The organism is Pantoea sp. Sc1 (assembly GCF_000255315.1).
Taxonomy (GTDB): domain Bacteria; phylum Pseudomonadota; class Gammaproteobacteria; order Enterobacterales; family Enterobacteriaceae; genus Pantoea; species Pantoea anthophila.
On the sequence record NZ_AJFP01000001.1, the window covers coordinates 1,502,507 to 1,527,349 of the forward strand.

The 24,843-nt window shown below is 59.6% G+C and carries 18 protein-coding genes and 1 riboswitch; of the genes, 3 read left to right on the forward strand and 15 right to left on the reverse strand.

Annotation, left to right across the window (positions count from 1 at the left end):
- Complete coding sequence (ahpF, locus tag S7A_RS06980) at nt 1–1,569, forward strand: alkyl hydroperoxide reductase subunit F (RefSeq protein WP_009089198.1); 1,569 nt, start codon at nt 1–3, stop codon at nt 1,567–1,569.
- A gap of 63 nt (nt 1,570–1,632) precedes the next feature.
- Here the strand turns inward: ahpF and S7A_RS06985 are convergent, their stop codons facing one another.
- Nucleotides 1,633–2,592, reverse strand: a complete 960-nt coding sequence (locus tag S7A_RS06985; protein WP_009089200.1) for an AEC family transporter — start codon at nt 2,590–2,592, stop codon at nt 1,633–1,635.
- Nucleotides 2,593–2,691: 99 nt separating this feature from the next.
- Entirely contained in the window at nt 2,692–2,889 is a 198-nt protein-coding gene (locus tag S7A_RS21790; protein WP_071987797.1) for a hypothetical protein, read from the reverse strand.
- Between the two features lie 306 nt (nt 2,890–3,195).
- A riboswitch (TPP riboswitch) is annotated at nt 3,196–3,292 on the forward strand.
- 34 nt (nt 3,293–3,326) lie between these two features.
- Here S7A_RS21790 and thiM point away from each other — a divergent pair.
- Together thiM and thiD are read left to right on the forward strand one after the other, a co-directional pair.
- On the forward strand, nt 3,327–4,124 hold the full coding sequence (thiM, locus tag S7A_RS06990) for a hydroxyethylthiazole kinase (RefSeq protein ID WP_009089202.1): 798 nt from the start codon (nt 3,327–3,329) through the stop codon (nt 4,122–4,124).
- Nucleotides 4,111–4,911: a bifunctional hydroxymethylpyrimidine kinase/phosphomethylpyrimidine kinase gene (thiD, locus tag S7A_RS06995; protein WP_009089204.1), complete on the forward strand. Its 801-nt coding sequence runs from the start codon at nt 4,111–4,113 to the stop codon at nt 4,909–4,911. The genes thiM and thiD overlap by 14 nt, the downstream gene beginning before the upstream one ends.
- A 58-nt stretch (nt 4,912–4,969) precedes the next feature.
- Here thiD and S7A_RS07000 read toward each other — a convergent pair whose 3' ends face one another.
- The 13 genes from S7A_RS07000 to S7A_RS07060 form a co-directional block, all read right to left on the reverse strand.
- Nucleotides 4,970–5,656 (reverse strand): GntR family transcriptional regulator, encoded by a 687-nt coding sequence (locus S7A_RS07000; RefSeq protein ID WP_009089205.1) that lies wholly within the window; start codon nt 5,654–5,656, stop codon nt 4,970–4,972.
- Between the two features lie 100 nt (nt 5,657–5,756).
- The gene (locus S7A_RS07005) at nt 5,757–7,223 is read right to left on the reverse strand and encodes a mannitol dehydrogenase family protein (protein ID WP_009089207.1); all 1,467 of its coding nucleotides are present in this window, start codon (nt 7,221–7,223) and stop codon (nt 5,757–5,759) included.
- Nucleotides 7,224–7,288: 65 nt separating this feature from the next.
- The gene (locus S7A_RS07010; protein WP_009089209.1) at nt 7,289–8,572 is read right to left on the reverse strand and encodes an MFS transporter; all 1,284 of its coding nucleotides are present in this window, start codon (nt 8,570–8,572) and stop codon (nt 7,289–7,291) included.
- Between the two features lie 80 nt (nt 8,573–8,652).
- Entirely contained in the window at nt 8,653–9,663 is a 1,011-nt protein-coding gene (locus S7A_RS07015; RefSeq protein WP_009089212.1) for a Zn-dependent oxidoreductase, read from the reverse strand.
- A gap of 10 nt (nt 9,664–9,673) precedes the next feature.
- On the reverse strand, nt 9,674–10,888 hold the full coding sequence (manD, locus tag S7A_RS07020; protein ID WP_009089214.1) for a D-mannonate dehydratase ManD: 1,215 nt from the start codon (nt 10,886–10,888) through the stop codon (nt 9,674–9,676).
- Between the two features lie 202 nt (nt 10,889–11,090).
- Complete coding sequence (gene yegS / locus S7A_RS07025; protein ID WP_009089216.1) at nt 11,091–11,990, reverse strand: lipid kinase YegS; 900 nt, start codon at nt 11,988–11,990, stop codon at nt 11,091–11,093.
- Nucleotides 11,991–12,212: 222 nt separating this feature from the next.
- Nucleotides 12,213–13,592, reverse strand: a complete 1,380-nt coding sequence (yegQ, locus tag S7A_RS07030) for a tRNA 5-hydroxyuridine modification protein YegQ (protein ID WP_009089218.1) — start codon at nt 13,590–13,592, stop codon at nt 12,213–12,215.
- 123 nt (nt 13,593–13,715) lie between these two features.
- On the reverse strand, nt 13,716–14,423 hold the full coding sequence (gene baeR, locus S7A_RS07035; protein ID WP_009089220.1) for a two-component system response regulator BaeR: 708 nt from the start codon (nt 14,421–14,423) through the stop codon (nt 13,716–13,718).
- A gap of 6 nt (nt 14,424–14,429) precedes the next feature.
- The gene (baeS, locus tag S7A_RS07040) at nt 14,430–15,815 is read right to left on the reverse strand and encodes a two-component system sensor histidine kinase BaeS (protein ID WP_009089222.1); all 1,386 of its coding nucleotides are present in this window, start codon (nt 15,813–15,815) and stop codon (nt 14,430–14,432) included.
- On the reverse strand, nt 15,812–17,218 hold the full coding sequence (locus tag S7A_RS07045; RefSeq protein WP_009089223.1) for an MFS transporter: 1,407 nt from the start codon (nt 17,216–17,218) through the stop codon (nt 15,812–15,814). The genes baeS and S7A_RS07045 overlap by 4 nt, the downstream gene beginning before the upstream one ends.
- Nucleotides 17,219–17,270: 52 nt before the next feature.
- A complete protein-coding gene (gene mdtC, locus S7A_RS07050; RefSeq protein ID WP_009089225.1) occupies nt 17,271–20,345 on the reverse strand; it encodes a multidrug efflux RND transporter permease subunit MdtC in 3,075 nt (1,024 codons plus the stop codon).
- Nucleotides 20,342–23,464: an MdtB/MuxB family multidrug efflux RND transporter permease subunit gene (locus tag S7A_RS07055; protein WP_009089226.1), complete on the reverse strand. Its 3,123-nt coding sequence runs from the start codon at nt 23,462–23,464 to the stop codon at nt 20,342–20,344. Before S7A_RS07055 ends, mdtC begins: the two co-directional genes overlap by 4 nt.
- Nucleotides 23,464–24,696: an MdtA/MuxA family multidrug efflux RND transporter periplasmic adaptor subunit gene (locus tag S7A_RS07060; protein ID WP_009089228.1), complete on the reverse strand. Its 1,233-nt coding sequence runs from the start codon at nt 24,694–24,696 to the stop codon at nt 23,464–23,466. The genes S7A_RS07055 and S7A_RS07060 overlap by 1 nt, the downstream gene beginning before the upstream one ends.
- Nucleotides 24,697–24,843 lie beyond the last annotated feature (147 nt).

Here is a 24,843-nt window from a genome sequence, read left to right on the forward strand (position 1 = left end):
ATGCTCGACACAAATTTGAAAACGCAGCTCAAGGCTTACCTTGAGAAATTAACCAAACCTGTTGAGTTGATCGCCACCCTGGATGAGGGGGCAAAATCAACCGAGATCCGTGAACTGTTGGTTGATATCGCCGGTTTGTCTGACAAAGTCAGCTTCCGCGAAGAGAACGATCGTCAGGTGCGTAAGCCCTCGTTTCTGATCACTAACCCAGGTTCGAACAGCGGCCCGCGTTTTGCCGGTTCACCTCTGGGTCACGAATTTACCTCACTGGTGCTGGCACTGTTACAGACCGGTGGGCATCCGTCTAAAGAAGCCCAGAGCCTGCTGGATCAGGTTGCTGAGCTGGACAGCGATCTCCATTTCGAAACCTACTATTCACTCTCCTGCCACAACTGTCCTGATGTGGTGCAGGCGCTGAACCTGATGGCGGTGATTAACCCGCGCATCAGCCACACCGCAATCGACGGTGGCCTGTTCCAGAATGAGATTCAGGAACGCAACGTGATGGGCGTGCCAGCGGTTTACCTTAACGGTAAAGAGTTTGGTCAGGGTCGCATGAGCCTGGCGGAAATCGTCAGCAAAGTGGATACCAACGCGGACAAACGCGCAGCGGAAGAGCTGAACAAGCGTGACGCGTATGAAGTTCTGATTATCGGCAGCGGCCCGGCGGGCGCAGCAGCAGCCATCTACTCCGCGCGTAAAGGTATCCGTACCGGCCTGATGGGCGAGCGTTTCGGTGGGCAGGTGCTGGATACGGTCGATATCGAAAACTATATCTCTGTACCTAAAACCGAAGGTGCAAAACTGGCAGGTTCACTGCGTGCACACGTTGATGATTACAATGTGGATGTCATCGACAGCCAGAGCGCCATTAAACTGATCCCGGCGGCGAAAGAGGGCGGACTGCACGCCATCGAAACCGCCTCTGGCGCCGTACTGAAATCACGCAGCATCATCCTGGCGACCGGCGCACGCTGGCGTAACATGGGCGTGCCGGGTGAAGAAGAGTATCGCACCAAAGGTGTTACCTACTGCCCGCACTGTGATGGCCCGCTGTTTAAAGGCAAGCGCACCGCGGTCATCGGCGGCGGTAACTCCGGCGTGGAAGCGGCAATTGATCTGGCCGGTATCGTGGAACACGTGACGCTGCTGGAGTTTGCTGGTGAGATGCGTGCTGACCGCGTGCTGCAGGATAAACTGCGCAGCCTGAAGAATGTTGATGTGATCCTGAACGCGCAGACCACGGAAGTGAAAGGCGACGGCAGCAAAGTGACCGGCCTGCACTACATTGACCGTACGACGCAGACCACCCATGAGCTGCCGCTCTCCGGTATCTTTGTCCAGATCGGTCTGTTGCCGAACACCCCATGGCTGGAAGGCGCGGTTGAGCGCAACAAAATGGGCGAAATCATCATCGATGCGAAATGCGAAACCAGCCTGAAAGGCGTCTTCGCAGCAGGCGACTGCACCACCGTGCCGTACAAGCAGATCATCATTGCCAGCGGCGAAGGTGCGAAAGCGTCACTGAGTGCCTTTGACTATCTGATCCGTACCAAAACGGCTGAGTAAGTTTCATCAGCCTGGCAATAAGCCCTTCAGCCCCAGTGCTGAGGGGCTTTTTTTATGCGCCTGTTAATAGCCCGCCAGCGTCATCAGCATCATCCATACCGGCGTCGTCACGGCCGCAAACACCGTAGAGAAAAGCATACTGGCCGCCGCCGGGCCGGTAATGACATTGAATTTCTGCGACATCAGATAGACGTTAACCCCGACCGCCATCGACCCCAGCAGCACCACCACTTTACTCTCCAGCGGAGGCAAACCGGTCAGCCACGCGATAGCCCATACCGTCATCGGTTGCAGAACCAGCTTCAGCAGGCAGATCGTATAACTCTCTTTTAAACCCTCCCGCACCCGATAATGTGCCAGGCTCATGCCCAGCGTGACCAGCGACAGGGGGGCCGCCAGCGAGGCCAGCATCCGCAGCGGTTCAGCGGCGATCTGCGGCAAGGGGTGCTGCAGAAAGCTCCAGGCCGTGCCGCTGAGAATGCCGACGATGAGCGGATTTTTCAGCACGCCGATCAGGGTGCGCCAGAGACCTGTCAGGGAAAAGCTGCCCTGTTTTGCCCACTCGACCGAAACGGTCAGCAGGGTCCAGAGGATGAGGCTGTTAAACACCAGCACCAGCGCCACCGGTGGCAGCGCTTCTGGCCCGAGCAGGACGGTAGCCACCGGGATCCCCAGCATCACGTTGTTGGAGAAGATCCCCCCCAGCGCAAAGACCGAGGCGGCCACGCCGTCAAGCTGAAACAGCCGTGTCGCCAGCAGGCGTCCCACGATAAACACCAGCAGGCAACTGCCAAAAAAGGCCAGCAGCAGGCGCGCATCCACCGGCGGGCTTTGCGAGAAGGTACTCATCACCCGAAACAGCATGCAGGGCAGCGCAACGTTAAACACAAAGCGGTTCATGCCTTCGCTGATGCTGGCAGGCCATTTTCCGAAGCGTGTCAGCCCATATCCGAGCAGGATCAGGATAAACAGCGGGGCTGACAGGTAAATCTGATGGCTCAGGCTTTCAAACAGCAGTGGCATAAGAGGCGTCTGGGTAAACCATGGATAGTTATCAGACTAACAAATCGCTAACTAACTGTTAACTCATCCCTGCTTTGGAACAGGCCGTCGGGCGGGCTGTCAGCCTAACCAGCGACGCGCCTGCTGGTCACTGATGTCCCGGTAATAAACACGATGGATAGTTTCGCCGCAGCCCGCACAACGGGCCGAAATATAGGTGGAAAGGTAATGTCGGCCATTAGGGGCGATGGCGCCCTGGCGTTCGATTTGAATATCCTGCCATCGATGGCGGTGAGGAATAAGCGCTGACAATCGCATCATACATCCTGAGTAGTATGAAGTTCCGCTTCAGGAGTCGATAACTCCATGAAATAAAGTGTTTTTTTACAACGGTGTTTCGCGCAGGTTAATTATTATGAAATGGTCAGAGTCCGAGCGATGGCCAGGGCTCATGAGGCCTGACAGCAGAAGTACCTCTTAAGAGGTATCCCTGAGGCCCGCAGCATTAAGCCTTTTTTTGCACCATGGAACGTTGATCGGGATCATGCGTAAGGTTCCGTTCCGGTCATTTCGCTGGCGGCTGTTGCTTGCTTTCAGAGAACGGCTTGCCTATGCTGCAAACCGTAATTCGACTCGGGGTGCCCTTCTTTGTGAAGGCTGAGAAATACCCGTATTACCTGATCTGGATAATGCCAGCGTAGGGAAGTCTGATGCCTGACCGCATTCGCCTTCTTGTCCGCCGGTTGGGAGCTACGATGATACAGCCATCTCAACACCTTTCTGCCGCGCAGTTCGCGCCCCTTCTGCACACCTTTCGCCGTCAGTCACCGCTGGTGCACTGCATGACGAATGACGTGGTGCAGAACTTTACCGCCAACGTCCTGCTGGCACTCAATGCGTCACCCGCGATGGTGATCGATGCTGACGAAGCGGCACAGTTCAGCGGCTTTGCGGATGCCCTGCTGATTAATGTCGGGACGCTGACGCGCGAGCGTCAGCGGGCGATGCAGGCAGCGGTTAACGCGGCGCGGGAGGCGGGCACGCCCTGGACGCTCGATCCGGTCGCTGTCGGTGCCCTGACGCTGCGCAGCGACTTCTGCCAGCAATTATTAAGTCAGCAACCGGCGGTGATTCGCGGCAATGCGTCAGAGATTCTGGCGCTGGCGCAGCAGGCCAGTGGCGGACGCGGCGTGGATACGCTTCACCCGGCAGATGCGGCGCTCGACGCGGCGCGGCAGCTGGCGAAAGAGTGGAACACGCGGGTCATCGTCACCGGTGAAGTGGACTACGCAACCGATGGTCAGCGCACTTTTGCCATTCGTGGCGGCTCTCCCATGCTGACGCGAGTCGTGGGAACCGGCTGTGCGCTCTCGGCGGTGGTGGCCGGGTTCAGCGCGCTGCCCGGCGATGGCCTGCTGAATATTGCCGCGGCCTGTCAGGTGATGGCGACAGCCGGTGAAAAGGCAGCGGGGCAGGCGAATGGGCCCGGCAGCTTTGCCACGGCGTTTCTGGATGCACTCTGGACCCTGGAGGGCAATCATGAAACGCATTAATGCCCTGACCATTGCCGGCACCGATCCCAGCGGTGGCGCAGGGATCCAGGCCGATCTGAAAACGTTCTCGGCGCTGGGCGCTTATGGCACCAGCGTCATCACCGCGCTGGTGGCACAAAATACGCAGGGCGTGCAGGCTGTTTATCGCATCGAACCGGACTTTGTCGCCGCCCAGCTCGATTCTGTGCTGAATGACGTGCGTATCGACAGCGCGAAAATCGGCATGCTGTCAGAAACGGCTATCGTGGAGCAGGTGGCGGCGCGGCTGAAGCAGGCGGCGATCCCTTTTGTGGTGCTGGATACCGTGATGGTGGCGAAAAGTGGTGATGCGCTGCTCTCACCGGACGCCGTCGCCAGCGTTCGTGAGCGGTTGCTGCCGCAGGTTTCGCTGATCACTCCGAACCTGCCAGAGGCGGCGGCCCTGCTGGGTTGCGCCATTGCCACCGATGAGACGGAGATGCGCGAACAGGGGCGGGCGTTGCTGGCGCTGGGCTGTCAGGCCGTGCTGATGAAAGGAGGGCATCTTACGGCAGCGGAGAGTCCCGACTGGCTGATTACACCATCGGCAGAGCAGCGGTTCAGTACAACGCGCGTGAAGACCCGTCATACGCATGGCACCGGCTGCACGCTGTCGGCGGCACTGGCCGCATTGCGTCCGCGTCATGACGGATGGGAGACGACGATTGAGGAAGCGAAAAACTGGCTGCAGCAGGCGCTGATGCAGGCGGATTCGCTGGAGGTCGGCAAGGGCATCGGGCCGGTTCACCATTTTCATCAATGGTGGTAAGAGAGACTGCCCGTCTCGCCCGGATAATCAGGCGAGGCGGGCACCCCGCGGGAGGGATTCAGGGGGCTTCAAACCAGGCGCTGTTGCGCTCAGCAATCGGGGTGATGGAGAAGATCATCTCCTGCAGGTGATGACGCATGGCCGCTTCGGCGGCATCGGCATCGTGCTGTTTCAGCGCGGCATAAATCTCTTCATGCTGCTCAATGACCTTTTCCGGCGGTGAGACTTCACTCAGCGTCAGGAAGCGCACCCGATCCATCGTCGCTTTGATATTCTCGACCGTTTCCCAGGCCAGCTTGCAGTCAATGCTTTCCGCGATCAGACGATGAAACTCATCGTCAAGCGTGAGGAACGCCTGGCTGTCATGCCGCTCCGCCGCCATCCGCTGCAGTTGCAGATTGTGCTCCAGCGTCATCAGCGCCGAATCACTAATCTCCAGCGCGGCACGACGAACCACCGACACTTCCACCGCCTCACGGATAAAGCGGCCATCCGCGACCCGCTTAGCGGAGATTTTACGCACGAACGTGCCGCGCTGCGGCAATACCTGTACCAGTCCGGCTTCCGCCAGCTTGATAAACGCTTCGCGCACCGGCTGACGTGAGACGCTGAAGCGTGCGGAGACCTCTTTTTCAGAGAGCAGCGAACCTGGCTGAATCGCGCAGGTGACAATATCTTTGCGCAGATAACGGTAAATCTGCTGATTGACCGGTTCGCTGGTGGTAATGGTATAGGCGCTCGACATGCAGCAATATCCCTATTACGGCTGGCAGACGCCAGCGCGTTGGCAAAGTGTCAGTCTAATCAGCACGCTGCGTCTGCGCCAGCGCTTTATTGTCCCGCCTTCAGCCGCGATTCAGGCACTGATGCACTGTGGCACGCGCGCCCTGGCTGGTCAGTTGCTGATACCAGGCCGTCAGTCGGGCGACCACGTCGTCGTTCTGCAGCAAATCATCGCCAAACACTTCGCGGAGGGCGAGCAGCGCCCGCACGCGCGCTTCACCCTCTTCGCTGGCGGCAACGCACTCCGCCAGTTTTTTCTGCATCGGATCACGGATCTCAATCGGCTGGCCCTGTTCATCAACGCCGCCCACATAGCGCATCCAGCCCGCGACGCCGAGCAGCAGCAGGTCGCAGCGGCTGCCACGCTGCAGGTGCCAGCGCAGACTGTCGAGCAGGCGCTGCGGCAGTTTTTGTGTGCCGTCAGTGGCGATCTGCCCTGTGCGATGTTTAATCGCACGGTTTTCATAGCGGGCGATCAGCGAATCGGCATAGGCATTCAGATCCACGCCCTGGGTGCGCAGCGTCGGGGCCTGTTCATCAATCATCAGTGAACGGGCGGCGGCGCGGAAATGGGGATCGGCCACACAGTCGCTGATGTACTCATACCCCGCCAGAAAGCCGAGGTAGGCCAGGAAAGAGTGACTGCCATTCAGCATGCGCAGTTTCATCTCTTCATAGGGCAGTACATCACTGACCAGTTCCGCACCCGCTTTCTCCCACGCCGGGCGACCATTAACGAAGTTATCTTCTATCACCCACTGAAAGAAGGGTTCTGCTTCAATCGCGACCGGATCTTCACATCCCAGACGCTTGTGCAGCGCGGCCAGTGCGGTGTCGGTCATGGCCGGAACGATGCGGTCCACCATGGTGGAGGGAAAGGTGATGTGCTGCTGAATGTACTCTGCCAGCGCAGGATCCTGACGCTCCGCCAGCTGGGTCGCTACATTGCGGGTCACATGCCCATTCTCCGGCATGTTGTCACAGGACATCACGGTGAAGGGCGGTAATCCCAGCTCGCGGCGACGGCGGATCGCCGCCAGAATGACACCGGGCACCGTGCGGGGGGCTTGCGGATTCTGCAGGTCATGGACGATATCAGGATGATCGCTGTTTAAATTGCCGCTGGCGGGCAGATGGCAGTAACCCTTTTCGGTCACGGTCATGGAGACGATGGCGATATCCGGCTGGCTCATGGCGTTGATCACAGCTTCGATACCGTCTTTGTCGCCTTTCAGGGCACTGGTGATGACGCCGATCACCCGGGTCTGCTGAGACCCATCCGCCAGCTCAGTGAGGGTGTAGAGCAGGTCCTGCTGGCGCAGCGCCGTAATCAGTCCGGTGCTGTTCATGAGATTGACCTCACAGTAGCCCCAGTCGCTGCCCTGTTCTTCGGCCAGCCTGTCGCTGCACATCGCCTGATGTGCGCGGTGAAAGGCACCAAAACCGATGTGTACCATGCGGGTCTTCAGTTTGCTGCGGTCGTAGGAGGGGCGTTTAACCTCAGCAGGCAGGCGATCAATCTGTAACATAATCCGTCCTTTTGAAAAGCGGGGCGCTCAGCGCCCCAGTCAGCGTTCTGTTAGCGGAACAACACTCAGACCGAAACCGGTTTGTCCTGGGTTTTCGGACTGCGAATCACAAACAAGACCAGGAAGGCGCCCAGCGCGGCGACACAACCGGCCAGCACGAAGGCGCTGTCGAATTTGCCGGTGTGCTGAACAATAAAGCCGGTGACAATCGGCCCGATGATGCCGGAGAGGCTGCCTGTCAGATGGATGAAGCCGCTGATGCTGCCGATGCGACTCTTATGTACCACATCCTGAATGATGGCCCAGTAGATCGCGCCGGTGATGTAGAGAAAGAAAATCGATACCGACATCATCATCACGGCAGGCACGACCTCTTTTATCGTACCCGCCAGCGCCACGCAAATTGCCGCGGCCAGCAGTGAGACCACCAGCACAATTTTGCGTGACAACAACAGCTTGCCGGTGATGTTAAAGATTTTATCGGAGATCCAGCCGCCCAGCGCCAGACCGACGAAACCGACGATCCACGGGATCATGGTGGTGATACTCATCGATTTAATATCCAGGCCGTGTGCCTGCACCAGATAGGCCGGGAACCAGCTCAGGAAGAAGAACAGGATGTAGTTGTAGCAGAAGAAGGCAAACGCCGTGACCAGGATAATCGGCTGGCGCAGGTAGTAACCAAACGGATGAGCCGTTTCTGACAGGTCTACCTCATCGTTCGGGCTGGTCGCCTTGAGGCGTTCGATCAGCAGCCGCTCTTCTTCAGTGACGCGCTTGCTCTTCGCCGGATTGTCCGCCGCGAAGAAGAGCCAGAATGTCATCCAGACCAGCCCGATGCAGCAGACAATCACAAACGCCGGACGCCAGCCGTAAGCCAGGGCCAGATAGCCAATAATCGGACCGGCGACGGCACCGCCCAGCGGCGACCCGGCACTCAGTAAGCCCATGGCCGTTGCGGCCTGTTTTTTCGGGAACCAGCCGTTAATCGCTTTGTTAGCCGAGGAGCAGATGGGGCCTTCTGCCATGCCGAACAGCACGCGCAGGATCAGCAGCGACCAGAAGCCGGTGGCCAGCGCGGTCATACCGCAGAAGATGGACCACGCGGCCACCGCTACGGCCAGCACAATCTTAGGGCCAAAGCGGTCGGTGGCGAGGCCGCCGACAAAGTTGAACAGGGCATAGCCAAAGAAAAAGCTGCCGAAAATCATGCCGAACTGCTCTGCATTGATCGCCAGATCTTTTTCAACCAGCGGAACCGTCAGGGAGAGCGCGACACGATCGAGGTAATTGATCATGTAAACCAGAAACAGCAGTAAAACGAGGGTCCAGCGCAGATTCTTGAACATAAAAACTCCGTGATCTGTTTTCTCTTTTTAAGTGTGCCAGCGCGAACGCTGGCTCAGGACACCTGGTGTTCAGCAACGCATTACCCCATCTGAAGGATCACTTTGCAGCAGGTGCGCGGATCTTTTTCGAACAGGGTCATCGCGCGCTCAATCTCCTGCAGGGGGAAAGTGTGTGTGACCAGTTTTTCTGGCTGGATTAACCCTTTTTCTATCCAGTCGATCACCTGCGGAAAGCGGTTGCTGTTCAGACGTGAGGTAAACAGCGACAGCTCTTTACTGGTCAGGCTCTGCTGAGTAAGGCTGCAGGGTTCACCGGAGAAGCCGAGCAGGCCGATACGCGCCGCCGGTGAGGCGAGCGCGACGGCTTCCGCCAGAATGGCGGGATGGCAGGCCGCATCAATAATCAGCGTGGGCTGCACGCCCTCCAGCTGCGCTGCCAGCGGGATCGCGCTGTTGTCGAACAGCTGGTCGGCACCACTCTGTTCAGCCAGCGCCAGACGTTCCGGCAGCCGATCCACCACCATTACCTTTTTCACCTTATAGACGCCTTTCAGCACCTGAATCGCGGTCAGTCCCATCGGGCCAGCACCATAAATCAGCGCCACGTCGTCCGGCTGCGGCCTGAGAAAGGCCGTGATATTGGCCGCGATGGTAAACGGCTCGACCAGACTGGCGAGCTGGTCGGGAATGGTGTCCGGCAGGCGCCAGGCATTGTTTGCCGGTGTCAGCGCATACTCACTGAAACCGCCGTCACGATGCACGCCCGTCACCTGCAACGTGGTGCAGACGTTGGGGCGGCCCACCGAGCAGGGATAGCAGTTGCCGCAGCTTACGACCGGATCGACGGCAACACGTTCACCCAGACGGGCAGTATCAACACCGTCACCGACCGCATCGATCACGCCGAAAAATTCGTGACCAATCACCCGTGGATATTTCGCAAAGGGATTATGGCCGTGCCAGATATGCACATCTGAGCCGCAGATGCTGGCATAGGCCACCTTCACCCGGACTTCCCCTGGCGCAGGCTGCGGCAGGGGACGTTCAGCGACGACCAGCCTGCCCGGTTCTTCAATTACAACGCTTTTCATAACAGTCTCCTTACCAGTTCCAGAGGGTGCCATCTTCAAGACGGGCGACCGGCAGATAGGCGGGTTCATAGGGATATTTCGCCGCCAGTTTTTCGTTGAAGTCGATGCCGAGGCCCGGCTTGTCGCCAGGATGCATATAGCCCTGGTCAAAGGTCCAGCTGGCGTCAAACAGCTCCATCATCTGCTCAGAGAAGCCCATATACTCCTGCACGCCGAAATTGGGTACCCAGAGGTCGAAGTGCAGCGCCGCGGCCATGCAGATTGGGGAGAGGTCAGAGGGGCCGTGTGAGCCGGTGCGCACCTGATAGAGCGACGCAAAATCAGCGATGCGTCGCATGCCGGTAATGCCGCCCGCGTGGGTAATGGTCGTGCGGATATAGTCGATCAGCTGCTCTTCAATCAGCTGCTTACAATCCCAGATGCTGTTGAACACTTCGCCCACCGCAATCGGTGTGACGGTGTGCTGGCGAATCAGGCGGAAGCATTCCTGATTCTCAGCCGGCGTCGGATCTTCCATCCAGAACAGACGATAATCTTCCACGCTTTTGCCAAAACGCGCCGCTTCAATCGGCGTCAGACGATGATGCATGTCATGCAGCAGATGCTCATCGAAACCGAACTTATCGCGGATCGCGGCAAACAGTTTCGGGGTGAAATCGAGGTATTTTTCCGTTGACCAGAGCTGCTCTTCCGGCCAGTTACCTTTGGTCGCCGGTTCATAGGCCAGACCTTTCCCTTTCGCCATGCCGTAGGTGGTCTTCATGCCCGGAACGCCGCACTGGGCGCGAATCGCCTTAAAGCCCAGCTCTTTGTGCTTCGCGTAGTCATCCATCACTTCATCGATGGAGTGACCGGTGGTGTGGCAATAGACCATCACGCCCGTGCGGGAGGCGCCGCCCAGCAGCTGATAAACCGGCATGTTGGCCGCTTTGCCTTTGATATCCCACAGCGCCATATCGACCGCCGAGATCGCAGACATGGTGACCGGGCCACGACGCCAGTAGGCCCCTTTGTAGAAGTATTGCCAGATGTCTTCGATCTGATGCGCATCGCGGCCGATCAGCTGCGGGCAGACATGATCTTTCAGGTAGGAGGCGACCGGCAGTTCCCGGCCATTAAGGGTTGCATCACCAATGCCGGTCAGGCCCTGATCCGTGGTGATTTTGACGGTGACAAAGTTTCTGCCTGCGCAGGTTACAAATACTTCTGCCTTTACAATCTTCATCCTGTTTGCCTTGAGTCAGCCTTCGATGATGAAAACGTACGCGCATTAATACTACCATACAAGTTAAAAGGACAGAGTTGTGAAGCCAGTCACATGCTGTTTTTATCGCCAGAAAAAGCGTGAGAAAACAGGGGTGTATGTGAATAAAGGTAACATCAGGAGGGGCGGCAGAAACAAAAAAGGGGGCGCAGCCCCCTCAGCATCAGGAGAGTAAGGCACACTGCGGAGGCAGACGGCAGCTCAGCGCGCCTGCCATTACCTCAATCACAAATTCGCGTCCGGAGAGGGGTTCACCATCCAGGTTAAAGGTCATCTCATGAGGCGAGCGGATCGTCAGTGATTCCAGCTGCGTGGTGACGATGCCGGGATTGTCATCATCGCCGGTCAGGGAATGGAACAGGGTCGGCAGCAGCTCCTGCGCGGTGACGATGCTGACATCAAGCCGCCCGTCGTCAATCAGGGCAGAGGGACACAGTCGCTGTCCGCCGCCTGCCTGACGCCCGTTTCCGATGCCGATCACCAGCGCATCACCCTGCCAGGCAAAATCGGGACCGCTGATCTCACAGGTGTCGGGTTTCAGCGTGTCCATGCGCATCAGGCCGTGAATAAAGTAGGAGACACCCCCCAGCGCCGATTTCAGCTTTTCCGGGGTTTCTGTGGTGATCCGGGTGCCGAAGCCGCCAGTCGCCATGTTAATGAAGTAGTGACTCTGGTTGACCCGGGCCAGATCGATGGCACTCGCTTTGCCCTGAATCGCCAGCCGCAGTGCCGGCTCCATCTCTTCCGGGATACCGACGCTGGTGGCAAAGTCGTTGGCGGTGCCCAGCGGCAGAATGCCCAGCACCGGGCGATGTTCCGCTTCCGAAGCCGCCAGCGCCGTCGCAACTTCGTTGATGGTGCCATCGCCGCCACCGGCAACGACGGTAGCAGCCCGCAGCTGGATCGCCTCTTTGACATAGCGATCGCCGTCGCCTTTCTCAAAGGTGACGCGCACCGCAATCTCAAAGCCTTCTTCCCGCAGGGTCGTGATAGCATCGCGCAGATCGTCATTACCGGCGCCTTTCCCATTCAGGATGAGCAGCGTAAGCGGTTTATTGTCCATTGTGCGTTCCTTGATGATCTACAGAGTAGGAGGGGGAAGGTATAACACAGCTTCCAGCACCAGATTATTGGCGAAAGCATGAAAAAAGAAAACCCGCACGGGGGAGCCGGGCGGGTAAATGAGGTGGTTCCTGGTAAATCTGCCGTTTGTTGTTACTCGTTAGCAGCAGGCGGGACTATAAAGCAGCCCGGCGCAGGGGTCTGTGATCCTGTTCTGATTTCATCAATTTGTTTCCGTTGGTAAACGATTATGAGGCGCCCGGGTATCTTCGCCGTGATCGAAGTTACGCAGCAGCAGCGCAAAGCGCAGATCCACCGCCTCAGGCACCCGCAGCCAGACGCGATGACCGTCACCCGGTGCCACGTCGGTCGGTTCGCCACGGCTGTCCTGCAGCGCATCGAGCTGGCACTGCAGGTTGCCGTCGGGCGTCATGATCTCCACGCTGTCGTGCAGCATGAACTTATTTTTTACCGCCACTTCGGCCCATTCGCCCCGGCGTTCGCCGGTAAACTCGCCCACAAACTGCTGACGATCGGAGACGGAAAAGCCCTGCTCATAGTTCTGGTAGCTGTCGTGAGTGTGACGACGCAGAAAGCCTTCGGTATAGCCGCGATGTGCCAGACCCTCCAGGGTGAGCAGCAGTGACGCATCAAAGGGTTTTCCCGCGGCGGCATCGTCAATCGCGCGGCGATACACCTGGGCGGTGCGTGCGCAGTAGTAGTAGGACTTGGTGCGCCCCTCAATCTTCAGCGAATGGACGCCCATCTCGCTGAGCCGCTCCACATGTGCCACCGCACGCAGATCCCGCGAGTTCATGATATAGGTGCCGTGCTCATCTTCGAACGCGCTCATCACTTCGCCGGGTTTCATCTTCTCTTCCAGCAGGAACACCTTGTCGGTCGGCTGACCGATGCCCAGCGCTGGCGTCACCTCCTGCACCGTCACCGGCTGGTGGATGCCGACAATGTTGCCCACCTCATCCTGCTGGCCTTCCGCCACTTTGTATTCCCAGCGGCAGGCGTTGGTGCAGGTGCCCTGGTTCGGATCGCGTTTGTTCATATAGCCGGAGAGCAGGCAGCGGCCGGAATAGGCCATACAGAGCGCACCATGAACAAAGACTTCCAGCTCCATCTCCGGCACCTGCTGACGGATTTCGGCGATCTCCTCCAGCGACAGCTCGCGCGACAGAATTACCCGGCTCAGCCCCATCTGCTGCCAGAACTTCACCGTGGCCCAGTTGACCGCATTGGCCTGCACCGAGAGGTGGATCGGCATCGCCGGAAAGGCCTCACGCACCAGCATAATCAGACCCGGATCGGACATAATCAGCGCATCAGGCTGCATCGCCACCACCGGCGTTAAGTCACGAATAAAGGTTTTCAGCTTGGCGTTGTGCGGCGCGATGTTGACCACTACGTAGAATTTTTTGCCCAGCGCGTGCGCTTCGTTGATGCCCAGCGCGAGATTTTCGTGGGTAAATTCATTATTACGCACCCGCAGGCTGTAGCGCGGCTGACCGGCATAGACGGCATCGGCACCATAGGCGAAGGCGTAACGCATGTTTTTCAGCGTCCCGGCGGGGGAGAGCAGTTCAGGTTTCATGGGGTTCTCACTGATGTCAGGTCAGTATGCCGCCAGAGGCGGCAGCGGCAGGGCCGTGAAGCCCTGCAAAAGGTGCGGAATTGTAGGCAGTGAGAAAAGGGAAGTAAATTGATCGGGATCAAACTAGATCAAATGACAGGCATCCGCTTCCCAGCGATAGCCCATGCCGTAGACGGCACGGATAAAGGGTTGCTCGCTGTCGAGATTCTCCAGCTTGCGCCGCAGATTCTTGATATGGCTGTCGATGGTGCGATCGGTTACCACGCGGTAATCATCATAGAGATGGTTCAGCAGTTGCTCGCGCGAAAAGACCTTGCCCGGTTCCAGCGACAGGGTTTTCAGCAGACGAAACTCGGCCGGGGTTAAATCGAGCGGCTTATCACGCCAGCTGGCCGAAAAGCGGCTCTCATCGACTCTGAGCAGCGAACTGCTCTGCGGCTCTTCCGCCGAACGTTTTACCCGGCGCAGAATAGTCTTAACCCGCGCGACAACTTCCCGCGGGCTGAAGGGTTTGCAGATATAGTCATCGGCACCCAGCTCCAGCCCCAGCAGCCGATCGATCTCCTCGGTGCGGGCGGTGACCATAATAATCGGCAGTTCCGAATGACGGCGGATTTCCCGGCACAGCGTTAAACCATCGGTGCCCGGCAGCATCAGGTCCAGCAGCATCAGGTCGGGTGGGGTCTGGCGCACATAATCCAGCACGCCGTTGCCGTCGGCGATGTGATGGGTGCGGTAATTGGAGGCGTGCAGATAGTCGATCATCAGCTGCGCCAGTTTGGGCTCATCTTCGACCACCAGAATCAGCGGGTCGTGGTTTTCCAGGCTCATAAGCGTCTACGCAAGGGGAACATAGCGCAAGTGTAGCGCGATTTTCAGTCCACCTAAATCAGAGTGCGACGCAGAGATATCGCCGCCGTGCGCGTCTGCAATGTTCTTACAGATGGCGAGACCGAGTCCCGATCCGCCGCTGGCCCGATTACGGGAGCCTTCGGTGCGGAAGAAGCGTTCAAAAATCTGCGCCTGATGTTCCCGCTCTACGCCCGGCGCGCTGTCATCAAACTCTACCCGCCAGTGCGGTGCCTGATACTTCAGCGTCACCTCAACCCGGCCTCCGCTGTCGGTGTAGCGCAGGCTGTTCTCCAGCAGGTTAGTGAAGAGCTGCATCAGGCGATCGGGATCGCCGAAGAAGGGGGCATCGTCGGGCAGGTTCAGCTTTAACGTCAGGCCATGCGCGCGGTAGCGTTCGGCAAAGCTGCCCGCCGTGACTTCCAGCAGTTGTACCAGGTCGGTCGCCTGTTTGCGGTAGGCCAGGGCGCCCTCATCCGACAGCGACAGCTGATGCAGGTCATCCACCAGCTTGGTCAGCACCACCACTTCACTCTGCAGCGAAGCGATCGCTTCCGGCGTCAGTTTGCGCACGCCATCCTGCATCGCTTCCAGTTCACCGCGCAGAATGGCCAGCGGCGTGCGTAACTCATGGGAGATATCCGCCATAAAGGCGCGGCGCATGCTTTCGTTTTTCTCCAGCGAGCTGGCGAGAAGGTTAAAGTCACCGGCCAGCTGGCCCAGTTCGTCACGGCTGCTGACTTCAACGCGGGTGGCAAAGTTGCCCGCGGCCAGATGATGGGTGCCGTCGACCAGCCGTTTGACCGGGGCCAGCAGCCCGCGCGCCATCAGCCAGGTGGCCAGCGCCGCCAGCAGCGTCGAGAGGCCAACGATAATCCAGCTGGTGCGGCGCTGCTGCTGATCGAAGTTAATGTCGGTGCTGCGCGTCAGCCGCTCCGGCGGTGAGCCGATAACCCAGCCGACCACCTTACCGTTGCTGGTGGTGATGTTGCGTCGCGTGCCCTCGGGCGGCACCGGCGTGGGCGGCCCGACCAGCACCCTGTACTGCTGGTCGAGGATCCAGAACTGGGTGCGCCAGCCATGCGGCGGCAGCTGACTGTTGCCCGGATTCTGCTCCAGCGAACGCAGCATGGTGAACACCAGGCGGTCGTTGTGGCGCAGGAAATCCCAGTTGCCGTGCTGCTCATACTGATCGGCCAGCGCATCGCCGAGCAGGCTCAGGCGCTGCTGATTGCCGCGCTTGATATAGTCGACAAAGCCATGCTCAAAGCTGAGGCGGACTCCCCAGTGCATGGTAATCAGTACCAGCATGCAGGTGGCGAAAATCGCCATAAACAGTTTGGCCCCGATACCCAGGCGCAGGTTAACTCTCATTGTTTTCTCCGGCGTCGCAAATCGACGTTGCTGCTCACCTGCGGCGGAACGCGCCAGAAGATCAGCGCGGGCAGGATAATAATCAGTGACATGCACAGGTAGGTGTAAATAAACATCTGATGTTCTGCTGCGCTGTTGGCTGCGCCCTCCTGAGCAAAGGCGCCCAGCAGCAGCCCGGCGACGGTGACGCCAATACTCATCGACAGCTGCATAATCATCGACAGCAGGCTGTTTCCGCTCGACGCCAGCGTGTCCGGTAGTTCTTTCAGCGTCAGCGTGTTCATCGAGGAGAAGCGAATGGCGTTGACCATGCCCTGCAGAAACAGCACCAGCGGCAGCAGCCAGACCCAGCCCAGGATCGCCACCAGCGGAAACAGCAGCACCACCAGCGCCAGCGCCACGGTCGACATCACCAGCACGTTGCGGTAGCCATAGCGATTAACGATGCGCACCACAATACGCTTCATCCCCATGTTGCCCAGCACCATCGGGATCATCATCAGACCGGCGTGGAACGGGCTGTAGCCCATGCCGAGCTGGAGGAAGATGGGCGTCATAAAGGGCAGCATGCCGCTGCCGATACGGCCGGTAAAACTGCCCAGCAGGCCGATAGCGTAGAGGCGGTTATCAAACAGCTTCAGGCTGAACAGCGCGTTATCATTGCCGCGCGCGTGCATCAGGTAGAACAGCAGCGAGAACAGGCCCGCGAGGATCATCGCACCCAGCAGCAGGGCGGAGCCGCCGCTGCTGCGCTGACCGTCCAGCGCCAGCGTCAGGGTTGCCATACCGGCGGCCAGTAGAAAAAAACCGGCAAAATCGAAGCGGCGGGTCTGCATGCTGTAGTTGGGCATCAGCATCAGGGTGGCAATCGCGCCGGCGATGCCGACCGGGATGTTGATCAGGAAGATCCAGTGCCAGCTGGCGTATTCGACCAGCACCCCGCCCAGCGCCGGGCCCAGCAGCGGGCCAATCTGGCCGGGCAGGGTGACAAAGGTCATGGCGGACATATACTGCTCACGCGGAACGATTTTCATCACCGTCAGTCGCCCCACCGGCACCATCATGGCACCACCAATCCCCTGAACCACCCGCGCCAGCACCAGCTGATCCAGCGTGCCGGAGAGGGCACACAGCAGCGATCCCAGGCTGAACAGCAGGATCGCGCTGAAGAAGATATTGCGCACGCCAAAGCGATCCGCCAGCCAGCCGCTGACCGGCAGCATCACCGCCACGGTGAGGACGTAATAGACGATCACCGCATGCATGTGCAGCGGGCTGACGCCCAGATCGTGCGCCATCGGCGGAATAGCCGTATTCACGATGGTGGTGTCCAGCGTCTGCATAAAAAAGCCGATGGCGACAATCCACAACTGCCAGCGGACGTTAGTGCTTTGCGTACTCATCCCTTCCCCCGATTCAGCCGATCTGCCCGGTGGCCTGCCGCAGCCTCAGGCGTTACGTCTGCGGTGCGGCTGACCGCGACCGCTTTCTGCGCCGCAGCTTATCCATCATCAGGTAGATCACCGGCGTGGTGTAGAGCGTCAGTAACTGACTCATCACCAGACCCCCTGCAATGGTAATCCCCAGCGGCTGACGCAGTTCCGCCCCGTCGCCACTGGATAACACCAGCGGCAGCGCGCCAAACAGCGCCGCCAGTGTGGTCATCATGATCGGCCGGAAGCGCAGCAGACACGCCTGGAAAATGGCATCCCGTGCGCTGAGCTGGCCGTTGCGCTCAGCTTCCAGTGCAAAATCGACCATCATGATGGCGTTCTTTTTCACGATACCGATCAGCAGCAGAATACCAATCAGGGCAATCAGGCTGAAGGGCGTATCAAACAGTTCCAGCGCCAGCAGCGCGCCCACGCCCGCCGAAGGCAGTGTGGAAAGGATCGTCAGCGGATGCACATAGCTCTCATAGAGGATCCCCAGCACGATATAGACCGCGGCAATCGCCGCCAGCATCAGCCACAGCTGGCTGCTTTGCGACTGCTGAAACACCTGCGCCGTGCCGGCAAAGCTGCCGCGTACGCTGGAAGGCACGCCCAGCGCGGTCATGGTGCGCTCAATCGCGTCAGAGGCCTGTGACAGCGAAACCCCTTCCGGCAGATTGAACGAGATGGTCGAGGCGGCCGACAGCCCTTCATGGTTCACCGACAGCGGGGCATTGGCGGGCTGCCAGTGAGCGAACCACGACAGCGGAATCGCTTTGCCTTCGCTGTTTATCACAAACATCTGTGACAGGGCGCTGATATCCTGGGTATAGCGCGGATCCACCTCCATCACCACTTTGTACTGGTTAAGCGGCTGGTAGATGGTGGAGATCTGCCGCTGACCAAAGGCGTTATTTAACAGCGCATTGGCTTCGGAGACATCGATGCCCAGACGGGCCATGCTTTCTCGATCGTAGGTCAGCGCCATCTCGCTGCCTTTATCCTGCTGATCGGAGTTCACATCCGCCAGCTGCGGCAGGGCAGAGAACGCCTGACGGATTTTCGGCTCCCAGGTGCGCAGCGCGTCGAGATCGTCCGACAGCAGCGAATACTGGTATCCGGCGTTCGACTCCCGGCCGCCGACGCGCAGATCCTGCACCGCATTCAGATAGAGGCTGGCACCCGGCTCTTTCGCCAGCTTGTCGCGCAGCCGGGCGATAACCGCCTGCGCGTTCTCTTTCCGCTCAGAGAGCGGTTTCAGGGAGATAAACATGGAGCCGCTGTTGGTGCGCATGCCGCCGGTAAAGCCCACCACGCTGTCCACCGCCGGGTCAGCTCCGACGATCTCCATGAAATCCTGCAGCTTACTGCGCATTGCCTGAAACGAAATGCTCTGGTCGGCGGAGATAAATCCGGCGAGTCGCCCGGTATCCTGTTCCGGCATAAAGGTTTTCGGGATTGAGACAAACAGCCAGCCGGTCAGGGCAATCGTGGCGAAAAAGAGCAGCAGCACCCAGCGCGCATGGTTCAGCACCACGCTTAACGATCGGCCATAGCCCTGCTGAATCGCCATCAGCAGCCGACCTGCACCGCGCCGGCGCGGCTGGCTGCGTGGCGCGTGAGGCTTCAGCAGATACGCGCACATCATCGGCGTCAGGGTGATCGAAATAACCAGCGAGATGGCGATCGCCACCGACAGGGTAATGGCAAATTCCGAGAAGAAACGGCCAATCAGCCCGCCGATCATCAGCAGCGGCAGGAAAACCGCAATCAGCGACAGGCTCATCGACAGCACGGTAAAGCCCACTTCGCGCACGCCCTTCAGCGCGGCGGCCAGCGGTTTCATACCCGCTTCCACATGGCGGGCGATGTTCTCCAGCACCACGATCGCATCGTCCACCACAAAGCCGGTGGCTATGGTCAGCGCCATCAGCGACAGGTTGTTGAGGCTGAAGCCGCACAGGTACATGGCCGCGAAGGTGCCAATCAGCGAGACCGGCACGGCGATGGCGGGGATCAGCGTGGCGCGCCCGGATCGCAGGAACACGAACACCACCAGAATCACCAGCCCGACGGCGATTAACAGCGACTGCTCCACTTCATGCAGCGAAGCGCGGATGGTAGGGGAGCGATCCTGGGCAATCTGCAGGTCGATGGCGGCCGGGATCACCTCATGCAGCAGCGGCATCTCGGCACGGATGCGGTCAACCGTCTCAATGACGTTCGCGTCAGGGGTTTTGCGGATCAACAGCAGCACGGCCGGTTTACCGCGTGACATCCCGGCGTTGCGTACGTCCTGAACCGAATCTTCCACGGTCGCCACATCAGACAGCTTCACCGCCGCGCCATTTTTATAATGCACGATTAGCGGCTGATACTCGCGGGCGGTCTGCAGCGCGTCATTGGTGCGCAACTGCCAGCGCTGCTGTGAATCATCCACTGCGCCCTGCGGGCGGCGCTGGTTGGCGTCTGAAATGGCGGTACGCACCGCATCCAGCGAGACACCCTGATTAAACAGCGCCTGCGGATTCAGCGCCACGCGCACGGCGGGCAGCGAACTGCCCCCCACGGTAACGTCGCCGACCCCCTGAATCTGTGACAGCTTCTGCGCCAGCTGCGTCGAGGCATAATCGTAGAGCTGGCCCGGATTGTAGGTATCCGAGGTCAGCGTCATGATCATAATTGGCGCATCAGAGGGGTTCACTTTGCGGTAGGTCGGACGTGAGGGCATGCCGGTCGGCAGCAGGCTTTGCGCCGCGTTCAGCGCAGCCTGCACGTCGCGCGCGGCACCGTTGATGTCGCGGTCGAAATCGAACACCAGAATGATGCGGGTACTGCCCAGCGAGCTCATGGAGGTCATTTCACTGACGCCCGCGATACGTCCCAGCGATCGCTCCAGCGGCGTGGCGACCGACGACGCCATGATCTCGGGTGAGGCCCCCGGCAGCGAGCCGGAGATGACGATCACCGGAAAATCGACCTGCGGCAGTGGGGCAACCGGCAGCAGCCGGAACCCCAGAATTCCGGCCAGCGCAATGGCCAGCGTCAGCAGGGTGGTGGCGACGGGCCGGTGAATAAACAGGGCAAAGAACTTCACTCTGCGGCCTCCGTGCGGCCGAAGCGGCGGCGGGTGGCGTGCGCCAGGCGATCAAACAGCAGGTAGATCACCGGCGTGGTGAACAGCGTCAGCACCTGACTCAGAATCAGGCCGCCGACCATCGCAATCCCCAGCGGATGACGCAGTTCCGCGCCGACGCCGGTGCTGAGCATCAGCGGCAGCGCACCCAGCAGGGCCGCCAGCGTGGTCATCAGAATCGGACGGAAGCGCAGCAGTGAGGCCTGATAGATGGCGTCATAGGGTTTCATTCCCTGTTCACGTTCGGCCGCCAGCGCAAAGTCGATCATCATGATGGCATTCTTTTTCACAATACCGATCAGCAGGATGATGCCGATGATCGCCACAATATCCAGCTCGTTACCGCTGAGCATCAGTGCCAGCAGCGCGCCGACACCGGCCGTGGGCAAGGTGGAGAGGATGGTGATGGGGTGGATAAAGCTCTCATAGAGCACGCCCAGCACGATATACATCGCGACAATCGCCGCCACAATCAGCCAGACGGTGCTGCTCAGCGCCGCTTCGAACGCCAGGGTGCTGCCCTGGAACTGGGTCATCATCTCCGCCGGCATCCCCAGATCTGCTTCAGCCTGCGACACCGCTTTCACCGCATCTTCCAGCGAGTAGCCGTCAGCGACGTTGAAGGAGAAGGTCGCCGAAGGAAACTGGTCGAGATGGCTGATGCTGAGGGGCGCATGGCGCTGTTCGATGCGGGCAATGGCGCTCAGCGGCACGCTGCCGCCGTCGGTGCTGTTCAGGCGAATCGCGTCCAGGCTCTGCAGGCCCGGCGTGGCGTGATTGTCCTGCTCCAGCACCACGCGATACTGATTGGCCTGGGTGTAGATGGTGGAGATCAGCCGCTGGCCGAAGGCGTTATAGAGCGCATTATCGACATCCGCCATGCTGATGCCGAGGCGGCTGGCGCTGTCGCGATCGACATTGACGTAGGCTTCCAGCCCCTGATCCTGCCAGTCGCTGCTGACATCGCGCAGCTGCGGCAGGGTTCTGAGCCGGTTCAGCAGGGCGGGCACCCAGGTGCTGAGCGACGACAGGGAACCCGACTGCAGCGTGAACTGATAGGGGGTGCGGCTCGCCTGCGTATCGATAGTGAGATCCTGCACCGCCTGCAGCCACAGCTGGACGCCCGGCAGCTGACTGACCTGCTGTTGCAGGCGCTGCTCGATTTCAGGAATGCGGTCGTCGCGCTCATCCAGCGGTTTCAGGTTGATCTGCAGCCGCGCGCTGTTCAGCGAGGCGTTGGTGCCATCCACGCCGACAAAGGAGGTCAGGCTCTGCACCGCCGGATCTTTCATGATGACCGAGGCGACGTCGCGGGTGCGCTGCGCCATGCTGGCGTAGGAAACGGACTGGGGAGCCTGCAGCGTACCCTGAATAATGCTGTTGTCCTGCTGCGGGAAGAAGCCTTTGGGAATGACCATCCAGAGCACCAGGGTCAGAACCAGCGTGCCCAGCGCCACCGACAGCGTCAGCCAGGGGTGATTCAGCACCCGGCTCAGGCCGCGACCGTAAACGGCCACGATGCGGTCAAACATCGCTTCACTGGCCCGGGAGAAACGGTTCTGTTTACGCAGCGACTCTGCGCTCAGCATTCTGGCGCACATCATCGGCGTCAGCGTCAGCGAGACCACGGCAGAAATCAGAATCGCCACTGCCAGCGTCACGGCAAATTCGCGGAACAGGCGGCCAATCACATCCCCCATAAACAGCAGCGGGATAAGCACCGCAATCAGCGAGAAGGTGAGGGAGATGATGGTGAAGCCGATCTCGCCAGCCCCTTTCAGCGCAGCGGTGAGCGGCTTTTCTCCTTTCTCGATATAGCGTGAGATGTTCTCAATCACCACGATGGCATCGTCGACCACAAAGCCGGTGGCGATGGTCAGCGCCATTAGCGTAAGGTTATTGATCGAAAAACCGAGGAAATACATCGCGGCAAAGGTGCCGATCAGCGACAGCGGCACGGCGACTGCCGGGATTAGGGTGGCCGGCACATTGCGCAGAAAGAGGTAGATAATCATCACCACCAGCGCCATCGCCAGCATCAGCTCATGCTGTGTGTCACTGACCGACGCGCGGATATTGGTGGTGCGGTCGGTGAGCAGTTTCACCTCCACCGATTTTGGCAGCGTCGCCGTCAGCGCAGGCAGCATGGCGCGAATGCTGTCTGCGGTGGCGATGATATTGGCTCCGGGCTGACGCTGGACGTTGAGCACAATCGCCGCATCGCGGTTAGCCCACGCACCCAGCCAGCTGTTTTCCGCGCCCTGTTCGATGGTCGCCACGTCGCCAAGCCGCACCGGTGCGCCATTTTTGTAGCTGATAATCAGCTGGCGGTAATCCTCGGCAGATTTCATCTGGTCATTGGCTGACAGGGTGACTGAGCGGGTCGGGCCATCCAGGCTCCCTTTGGCGGAGTTGACGTTGGCATTGCTGATCGCGGTGCGCACGCTTTCGCTGGTCAGACCCAGCGCCGCCAGCGCCTGGGCATTCATTTTTACCCGCACGGCCGGACGCTGACCGCCTGACAGGGTGACGAGGCCGACGCCGCTGACCTGAGAAATCTTCTGCGCCACCCGCGTTTCCACCATGTCCTGAACCTGCGTCAGCGGCATGCTGCTGGTGGTGACCGCCAGCGTCATGATCGGCGGATCGGCCGGGTTCACTTTGCTGTAGACCGGTGGATTGGGCAGATCGTTGGGCAGCAGGTTGGTGGCGGAGTTAATGGCGGCCTGCACCTCCTGCTCCGCCACATCCAGCGGCAGCGACAGCTGGAACTGCAGGGTCACAACCGAGGCGCCTCCCGCGCTTTGTGACGCCATCTGTTTCAGGCCGGACATCTGACCAAACTGGCGCTCCAGCGGGGCGGTAATGGAAGAGGTGACCACATCCGGGCTGGCGCCCGGATAGAGCGTGACCACCTGGATGGTCGGATAGTCCACTTCTGGCAGGGCCGACACCGGCAGGAAGCGATAACCCAGCACCCCGGCCAGTAAAATCGCAATCATCAACAGCGTGGTGGCAACCGGACGCAGAATAAACTGCCGTGACGGCCCGCCACTGTGATCGGGAGGCATGACCTGCATTACTCACGCTCTCCTTTTGACGGCAGGGTGGCCCGGCTACTGCCCGGTGCACTGCTCTGGGCGGTCACGACCTCGACTTTCGCACCTTCAGTCAGGCGATCCAGACCGTCGGTGACGACACGCTCACCCGCTTCCAGACCGGCGCTGACCACCACCTTCTGGCTGTCCTGCAGCCCGGCCATCACGCTTTTCTTACTGACCTTGTTGTCGCTGTTGACCACCCAGACAAAGTGGCCCTCGTTGCCCATCTGCAGCGCGGCAGGCGGGATCACAATCGCATCCTGCAGGGTGTTGACCTTGAGGCGCACATTGACGAACTGGTTGGGGAAGAGCGTGTCATCCTGATTGTCAAAACGCGCTTTGATTTTGATGGTGCCGGTGGTGACATCAATCTGGTTGTCCAGGCTCAGCAGCTTACCGCTGGCAATCAGATTCTGGTTACTGCGATCCCAGGCTTCCACCAGCAGTGGCTCACCGCTTTTCTGCGCTTTCAGAATCGGCGTGATGCTGTTTTCTGCCAGGGTAAAGACCACATTGATCGGCTGCGTCTGGGTGATGATCACAATGCCGTTGGTGTCGCCGCTGGTCACGTAGTTGCCGACATCCACCTGTTTCAGACCAACCCGACCGGCAATGGGTGCGGTGATCCGACTGTAGGTGAGGTTAAGCTGCGCACTGGCGACATTGCCCTCATCGGCTTTCAGCGTGCCGAGCGTTTCGCTGACCAGCGAGCGCTGGGTATCCAGATCCTGTTGCGACACCAGCGACGTTTTCGCCAGCTTTTCATAGCGTGCCAGGTCCCGGCGGGCGTTAGCCAGCGTCGCCTGATCTTTCGCCAGCTGGCCCTGCGCCTGCGTGAGGGCTACCTGATAAGGTCGCGGATCGACTTCCGCCAGCAACTCGCCCGCTTTGACCTGCTGACCTTCGGTAAAATGGATCGCCAGCAGATCGCCATTCACCCGGCTGCGCACCGTGGCGGTATTGGCGGCGGTGACGGTGCCGAGACCGCTCAGATATTGCGGCACGCTCTGGCGGGTCGCTGTAGCGGCCTGAACCGGTGCCAGCGAACGGCGTGCGCCGTCATCGCCACCCTTACCGCGTGGGGCTGGCGAGCTACTCTGGCTGCTCTGCGGCTCAGCGGGGCGCTGCCAGACGTAATAGCCGCCAGCGGCCACGGCGATCAGGGCCAGCACGATCAGGGTTTTTTTCATAACAGGATGTCGGGTGCTCATGATTGTTGATGCTCTCCAGCAGTGACGTAGTCCCAGGCGCAGGCATCAAAGGGGGAGCCTGCAAACGACAGAGTGTAGTCGCCTCTGACAGGCAGAAATTGAAGGAATTAAGGATATCTGTCAGGACGGCGTAATTATGCCTGTTCT